Origin of the sequence: Rhodococcus sp. BS-15, from assembly GCF_000813105.1 — a bacterium.
Lineage (GTDB): Bacteria > Actinomycetota > Actinomycetes > Mycobacteriales > Mycobacteriaceae > Rhodococcoides.
In genome coordinates, this window is sequence record NZ_BAOX01000261.1 from 1 (window position 1) to 7041 (window position 7041).

The 7041-nt window shown below is 66.1% G+C and carries 9 protein-coding genes; 1 reads left to right on the plus strand and 8 read right to left on the minus strand.

The genetic code is table 11. The features are described 5' to 3' along the window. The 6 genes from ruvB to RHBS_RS21935 form a co-directional block, all read right to left on the minus strand. On the minus strand, positions 1 to 664 hold a 664-nt coding region (gene ruvB / locus RHBS_RS21910; protein WP_187298590.1), incomplete at its 3' end, for a Holliday junction branch migration DNA helicase RuvB. Positions 665 to 718: 54 nt separating this feature from the next. Further along, on the minus strand, positions 719 to 1324 hold the full coding sequence (gene ruvA, locus RHBS_RS21915) for a Holliday junction branch migration protein RuvA (RefSeq protein ID WP_094615219.1): 606 nt from the start codon (positions 1322 to 1324) through the stop codon (positions 719 to 721). Then, positions 1321 to 1938: a crossover junction endodeoxyribonuclease RuvC gene (ruvC, locus tag RHBS_RS21920; RefSeq protein ID WP_037189428.1), complete on the minus strand. Its 618-nt coding sequence runs from the start codon at positions 1936 to 1938 to the stop codon at positions 1321 to 1323. Before ruvC ends, ruvA begins: the two co-directional genes overlap by 4 nt. A 107-nt stretch (positions 1939 to 2045) precedes the next feature. Continuing rightward, positions 2046 to 2804, minus strand: a complete 759-nt coding sequence (locus RHBS_RS21925) for a YebC/PmpR family DNA-binding transcriptional regulator (protein ID WP_128646421.1) — start codon at positions 2802 to 2804, stop codon at positions 2046 to 2048. A gap of 87 nt (positions 2805 to 2891) precedes the next feature. Then, the gene (pdxT, locus tag RHBS_RS21930; RefSeq protein ID WP_128646422.1) at positions 2892 to 3494 is read right to left on the minus strand and encodes a pyridoxal 5'-phosphate synthase glutaminase subunit PdxT; all 603 of its coding nucleotides are present in this window, start codon (positions 3492 to 3494) and stop codon (positions 2892 to 2894) included. After that, the gene (locus RHBS_RS21935; protein WP_037189431.1) at positions 3491 to 4342 is read right to left on the minus strand and encodes an acyl-CoA thioesterase II; all 852 of its coding nucleotides are present in this window, start codon (positions 4340 to 4342) and stop codon (positions 3491 to 3493) included. Before RHBS_RS21935 ends, pdxT begins: the two co-directional genes overlap by 4 nt. A 41-nt stretch (positions 4343 to 4383) precedes the next feature. Between RHBS_RS21935 and RHBS_RS21940 the strand changes: the two genes are divergently transcribed. Next, positions 4384 to 5034, plus strand: a complete 651-nt coding sequence (locus RHBS_RS21940; protein ID WP_237669558.1) for a hypothetical protein — start codon at positions 4384 to 4386, stop codon at positions 5032 to 5034. A gap of 10 nt (positions 5035 to 5044) precedes the next feature. Here RHBS_RS21940 and pdxS read toward each other — a convergent pair whose 3' ends face one another. After that, positions 5045 to 5986 (minus strand): pyridoxal 5'-phosphate synthase lyase subunit PdxS, encoded by a 942-nt coding sequence (pdxS, locus tag RHBS_RS21945; RefSeq protein ID WP_121869983.1) that lies wholly within the window; start codon positions 5984 to 5986, stop codon positions 5045 to 5047. Positions 5987 to 6170: 184 nt separating this feature from the next. Beyond that, the coding region (locus tag RHBS_RS21950; protein ID WP_128646423.1) for an NUDIX domain-containing protein at positions 6171 to 7041 on the minus strand (871 nt) is incomplete at its 5' end.

Sequence of the window (7041 nt, forward strand, 5' to 3'; positions counted from 1 at the left end):
CGTAGTCGCGGACTCGCCGGAGCAGTCGGTTCGCGATTCGGGGGGTGCCGCGCGAGCGCCCGGCGATCTCCGCGCAGCCGTCCCGGTCGATCGGCACGCCCAGAATTCCCGCCGACCGCATGAGGATGCGCTCGAGTTCGCTCGGCTCGTAGAAATCCATGTGCGCCACGAATCCGAACCGATCTCGCAGTGGGCCGGTGAGCGCACCCGACCTGGTGGTGGCACCGACGAGGGTGAACGGCGCAACCTCGAGGGGAATCGACGTCGCGCCCGGCCCCTTGCCGACGATGACGTCGACGCGGAAGTCCTCCATCGCCAGGTACAGCATTTCCTCGGCCGGACGGGCGATGCGATGGATCTCGTCGATGAACAGCACGTCGCCTTCGACCAGGTTGCTGAGCATCGCCGCGAGATCTCCTGCGCGCTCGAGCGCCGGACCCGACGTGAGTCGAAGCGAGGTTCCCAGCTCGGCGGCGATGATCATCGCCATACTGGTCTTGCCGAGGCCCGGCGGCCCGGACATGAGGATGTGATCGGGGGTGCCGCCGCGCATCTTGGCTCCCGACAACACGAGCTGGAGCTGCTCCCGTACGCGAGGTTGACCGATGAAATCGGTGAGGTTCTTCGGACGCAGACTCGTCTCGACATCCAGATCGTCGGACATCGCGTCCGCACCGACCTGGGATTCGGCGAACTGGTCTTCCTCGGTCACCCGCGCCTACCTGGACTTCCCGAGGTACGCCAACGCCGACCTCAACGCAGTCGACGTGGTGGCCTCGGGCTGCTGAGCGAGGACCGCGTCGGTGGCTTCCTCGGCCTGCTTGGTGGGGAATCCGAGACCGATCAGCGCTTCGACGATCTGGTCTCGCATCGAATTGCCCGCACCGGATCCCGGCACGGCCGAACTCCCGGCGCGTCCGACGACCGCGTCGACCTTGTCGCGCAACTCGACGACCATTCTCTCCGCGCCGCGCTTGCCGATACCGGGAACTCTGGTTAGGGCTCCGATATCACTGTCCGCCAAGGCCGTTCGCAGCGCGTCGGGCTCGTGCACGGCAAGAGTCGCCATGGCGATCCGCGGGCCGACGCCGGTCACGGTGAGGAGCAACTCGAACAGCTCACGCGACTCCTTGTCGGGGAATCCGTACAGCGTCTGCGAATCCTCGCGCACGATCATGGTCGTCAGGAGGGTCGCTTCGCTCCCCCGATGCAGCGTGGCCAACGTCGCCGGAGTGGCGTTGACGCGGTACCCGACGCCCGCAGCCTCGAGGACGGTGTGATCGAGCGCTATGTCGACCACCGAACCCCTGATCGACGCGATCATCGTGCGCCCGCCTCCTTCTTCGCCATTTTCTCGATCCTGCGTGCCACGACGGCGCGAGCCTTGCGCTCCTCGGCCAGTCGCGCGTCGTACTTGCGTTTCTGTTCGGCGGCCATGGCTTCGGCCTTCGCCATCCGGGCGATCATGGGCGCTCGCCAGCAATGACAGATGCCGAGGGCCAGGGCGTCGGCCGCGTCGGCGGGAGTCGGCGCAGTTTGCAGACCGAGAATGCGCATGACCATCGCGGTCACCTGAGCCTTGTCGGCCGAGCCGTTGCCCGTGACGGCGGCCTTGACCTCACTGGGAGTGTGGAAGCAGACGTCGACGCCCCGCCTGGCCGCCGCGAGGGCGATGACACCGCCGGCCTGGGCCGTGCCCATGGCCGTACGCACGTTGTGTTGGGCGAAGACTCGCTCGATGGCCACCACCGAGGGCTTGTGGGTATCGAGCCAGTACTCCGCGGCCTCGGAGATCCGCAGCAAACGCTGCGCGAGATCCATGTCCGCGGGCGTTCGCACCACATCGACATCGAGCGCGACCACCGTTCGGCCCACGCCCCCCTCGATCAGACTGAGCCCACACCTGGTGAGACCGGGGTCGACACCCATAACCCGCACGCCACCACACCTTCCGCTTACGAACTGTTGTTCGATAGCGTAGCGGAGCCCACCGTCGGATCAGGGATACGACACCCGGTCGATCACGTCGTCGGACGCGAGGGGCGTCAGTCCTCCTGGTCGAGCTCCGCCATGACCTCGTCGGAGAGGTCGACGTTGGACCACACGTTCTGGACGTCGTCACTGTCCTCGAGTGCATCGATGAGCTTGAACACCTTGCGTGCACCGTCCGCGTCGACCGGGACGTTGACCGATGCCTGGAAGCTCGCCTCGGCGGAGTCGTAGTCGATCCCGGCCTCCTGCAGGGCGGTGCGCACGGCGACCAGGTCGGTCGGCTCGCTGACGACCTCGAACGTGTCGCCGTTGTCGTTGACTTCCTCGGCACCGGCTTCGAGGACGGCCATCAGAACGTCGTCCTCGCTCTGACCGTTCTTCTCGAGGGTCACTACACCCTTGCGCGAGAACAGGTACGACACCGAACCCGGATCGGCCATGTTCCCGCCGTTGCGCGTCATCGCGACACGAACCTCGCCTGCGGCGCGGTTGCGGTTGTCGGTGAGGCACTCGATGAGAATGGCGACACCGTTGGGTCCGTAGCCCTCGTACATGATGGTCTGCCAATCGGCACCACCGGTCTCTTCGCCTGCACCTCGCTTGCGCGCCCGCTCGATGTTGTCGATGGGCACCGAGGTCTTCTTCGCCTTCTGGATGGCGTCGAAGAGCGTCGGGTTGCCGGTGGGGTCACCGCCACCCGTGCGGGCCGCCACCTCGATGTTCTTGATGAGTTTGGCGAAAGACTTGCCGCGTCGGGCGTCGATCACCGCCTTCTTGTGCTTGGTGGTGGCCCATTTTGAGTGGCCGCTCATGCGATAGGGCCCCTTCCTGCTCGAAATCAGTGTTGTCGACTTTACTCGCCCGGTACCGCGCTCGGCACCGACCGACCATCGAAGGTTCTAGCGGCCTCGCACCATGTCGACGAAGAGGGCGTGCACTCGATCGTCGCCGGTGACCTCGGGATGAAAGCTCGTCGCGAGAACGGAGTTCTGGCGAACGGCCACCACGCGGCCGGCGGCCGGTCCGTGCGGCACGGTGGCGAGCACCTCGACGTGTTCGCCCACCCGCTCGACCCACGGCGCGCGGATGAACACTGCGCGCACCGGTCCACCGTCGATTCCGGTGACGTCGAGATCGGTCTCGAAGGAATCGACCTGACGACCGAAAGCGTTGCGCCGCACGGTGATGTCCAGAGAATCGAGGTGCCGAGCGTCGGGCCGGGTGTCGAGAATCTCGGACGCCAGCAGAATCATGCCCGCGCACGAACCGTAGGCGGGCAGCCCCTCGGCCAACCGAGCGCGCAGTGGATCGAGAAGGTCGAACACGCCGAGCAAAGTGCTGATGGTCGTCGATTCCCCGCCGGGGATTATCAGTCCGTCGATCTGCGCGAGCTCGGCGGGCCGACGCACCGTGACACCGCGCGCACCGCTCGAGTCGAGCGCAGCCAGGTGTTCGCGAACGTCGCCCTGCAGTGCGAGAACCCCGATGGTCGGAGCGCTCACTTGCGCCCGAAGGGATCGACATGAGGCGCGTCGGGGTCCCGCTCGTAACGCATGAGCCCTTCCTGCACCACCGCGGCGACCAGTCGGCCGGACGTGTCGAAGATTCGCCCCTGCGTCAGTGCCCGCCCGAAATCTGCCGAGGGAGACGTCTGGTCGTAGAGCAACCATTCGTCTGCCCGGAAGGGCCGCAGGAACCACAGCGCGTGATCGAGCGAGGCCGTCTGCGTGACGGCGTCCGGGTGTGGCACCTTGGCCGATCCGAGCAGCGTCATGTCGCTCATGTAGGCGAGTGCGCAGACGTGGAACACCTGATCGTCGGGCAACGTGTCCCGATAGCGGAACCACACCCGTTGCTGCGCAGCGAAACTGGGATGTTTGACGGTCTGGTCATCGGGAATGAGACGGATGTCCCATTCCGACCACTCCTTGTAGTACGAGTGGTCGTACTCGGCGAGGGTGGTGGGATCGGGCAGGCTGTCCGGCCCCACGACCTCGGGCATCACGTCCTGATGCGAAATGCCGTCGTCGTCGCCGTGGAACGAGGCAGACATCGTGAAAATCGCCTTGCCGTGCTGAATTCCGGTGACGCGGCGCGTGCAGAAAGACCGACCGTCGCGAATCCGGTCGACCATGAACACGGCCGGTTCGTTCGGATTGCCTGGACGCAGGAAGTAGCCGTGCAGCGAGTGCACACGAAACTCGGGTGCCACTGTGCGCACCGCCGCGACGAGCGCCTGACCCGCCACCTGACCGCCGAACGTACGGGGCAGCCGAGAAGGGAACGTCCGTCCCCGATAGATGTCGTTCTCGATCCGTTCCAATTCGAGAATGTCCTCGATGCTGGCCATGGCTGGTGTCCACCTTTCTGTGACAACGGCTCAGGCTAACAATGGACGGACCAGGCAAGATGGTCGGTGTGGGTCAACCGGTGCCGATATTTCCCGATCTTCTCGTGGAGTCGATCGTCGATTCGTGCCCGGACGGGACCCGATCGATCGTCGTCATCGACGGCGCGAATGCCGCGAGGCCCGTCGACTTCGCAACGCGCACAGCCGAACACGCCCGCTCTCGGGGCCGTCCGGCCGCCGTCGTCGACCTGCACGACTACGTCCGACCTGCGTCCATTCGGTTCGAGTACTCGCGCACCGACGAATTGAGCTATCGCACACTGTGGTTCGACTACGACGCACTGTCGCGGGAAGTCATCGCCCCGCTGCGACCCGGTGGCGGAGGTCACTTTCTACCGCGACTGTGGGATGAGGCGACCGATCGATCGGCTCGGGCCCGCAGCGCCTCGGCGGCACCGAATCAGATCGTCCTGATCGCGGGACCCATGCTGCTCGGTCGGGGATTGAACGTCGATCTGTCGGTGCAGCTACGCCTGTCCGCGAGCGCATTACGCCGCAGAACCAGCGCCGACGAGCAGTGGACCTGCGCCCCACTGCTCGAGTACTACGACGGCCTCGACCACTCGGCCGAGCGGCCGGATTTTCTGGTCCGCTGGGACCATCCGGACCGCCCGGCACTCGAACGCTACTGACGGACGTCCGTCACCAGCCGCGCTCGGCGAGACGGTGTCCGACGGGGAGGTCGTCGACGTTGATTCCGACCATCGCCTCGCCGAGACCGCGCGAGACCTTGGCGAGCACATCGGGGTCGTCGAAGAACGTGGTGGCCTTGACGATCGCCTCGGCGCGCTCCTTGGGGTTGCCGGACTTGAAGATTCCCGATCCGACGAACACGCCCTCGGCACCGAGCTGCATCATCATCGCCGCGTCTGCGGGAGTGGCGATGCCGCCCGCGGTGAACAGTGTGACGGGCAGCTTGCCGGCCCGGGCGACCTCGACGACGAGGTCGTACGGGGCCTGCAGTTCTTTCGCCGCCACGTACAGCTCGTCCTCGGGGAGCGAGGTGAGGCGACGGATCTCGTCGCGGATCTTGCGCATGTGCGTCGTCGCGTTCGAGACGTCGCCGGTGCCGGCCTCGCCCTTGGAGCGAATCATGGCCGCTCCCTCGGTGATTCGGCGCATTGCCTCACCCAGGTTGGTGGCACCACAGACGAAGGGAACGGTGAAGTTCCACTTGTCGATGTGGTTGGCGTAGTCGGCCGGGGTGAGCACCTCGGACTCGTCGATGTAGTCGACGCCGAGGCTCTGCAGAATCTGCGCTTCGACGAAGTGGCCGATGCGGGCCTTCGCCATCACCGGGATGCTGACCGAGGAGATGATGCTGTCGATCATGTCGGGATCGCTCATTCGCGACACCCCGCCCTGGGCGCGGATGTCGGCGGGGACGCGCTCGAGTGCCATGACGGCCACTGCTCCGGCGTCCTCGGCGATCTTGGCCTGATCGGCGGTGACCACGTCCATGATGACGCCGCCCTTGAGCATCTCGGCCATGCCTCGCTTGACGCGCGCAGTGCCGATTCCGTTCTCGCTCGATCCGCCTTCGGCAGATCCAGCGGGTGTAGTGGATGCGTGTGGGGTACTCAAGCCGACTCCTGTGTTCTGGGCACCGTTAGTGGCGCTCCGGATTGATACGTGCGACCACGTCCGACCGCGCACGCGTGGACGATCGCGCGCGGCGCGAAGTCGCGCCCAGAACAGTAGGCCTCTACGCGACGGTTTCCCATAACCACTTGACGATTGCTGGACTGCACGAAAAGGGTCCAGATTGCTAGCGGATAGCGCGCACGTCCGGGTCGCCGCGTCGAGCGAGAGCCACATTGACCTCGTCGAGCAGTTCCGCGAGGTCCTGGGGATAGACGTTCTCGCCGACGGCGCTCAGCGCACGGATGTCGGCCTCGGTGCACCACTGATGGCCGGTCACGGTGCGGCGCTCGAAGTCGGTGAAACCAGCGCTGTGCGGCTCGAACTCCTGCGTTCGGATCGCGAAGAACAGCTCTTCCGAGCGGATCAGGGTTCCGTTGAACGGGAATGTCGCAACCCGACGCCACAGCGGACCGCGCAGATCGGCCGGAGCGATCGTCAGGCCGGTCTCCTCGTGTACCTCGCGCACCGCTGCCTCGCGGAGCGACTCGCCCTTCTCCACTGCTCCACCGATGGTGAACCAGAAGAAGGTGTCGGGAACCGTCGGATCGTGTCCGCGCAGCAGCAGTACGCGGCCGCGCTCATCGAGCAGCACCACCCGCGCGGACGTTCTCGGGGTGGCGCGGTTCTCGCTGCCGAATGTCGCGGCAGCAGACCGCTCGGCGATCTCGAAGTACGACGGCAGGGCCGCGGTTCCGCCGAGGTGCAACCAGCGGACCGGACGTCTGACGCGCAGGGCGAGGGTGTCGCGAACGGCATCGTTGTGGAACCGTCGTGCGATCAGCACGCGGGCCTCGGCATCGGCCAGTTCGGCGACCAGTTGCGGGGGCAAGGAGTTCGGTTCGACGACGGCCAGCGCCATGGACACTGCATTCTCGGCCTCTTCACGCTGAGAGCGGTCGACGCGTTCGGCCCGATCGGCCAGTGCGGCAAGTTCTCTGCTCGACGGGGCCGAGTCGCGGGTGGCCGCGGACACCGCGCGTGCGACGACCGGCACG

Bases quoted from the DNA above. Each gene is read 5' to 3' on its own strand.
- ruvA (WP_094615219.1), bottom strand. From the start codon at position 1,324: ATGATCGCGTCGATCAGGGGTTCGGTGGTCGACATAGCGCTCGATCAC.
- RHBS_RS21925 (WP_128646421.1), bottom strand. From the start codon at position 2,804: ATGAGCGGCCACTCAAAATGGGCCACCACCAAGCACAAGAAGGCGGTG.
- RHBS_RS21935 (WP_037189431.1), bottom strand. From the start codon at position 4,342: ATGGCCAGCATCGAGGACATTCTCGAATTGGAACGGATCGAGAACGAC.
- RHBS_RS21940 (WP_237669558.1), top strand. From the start codon at position 4,384: ATGGACGGACCAGGCAAGATGGTCGGTGTGGGTCAACCGGTGCCGATA.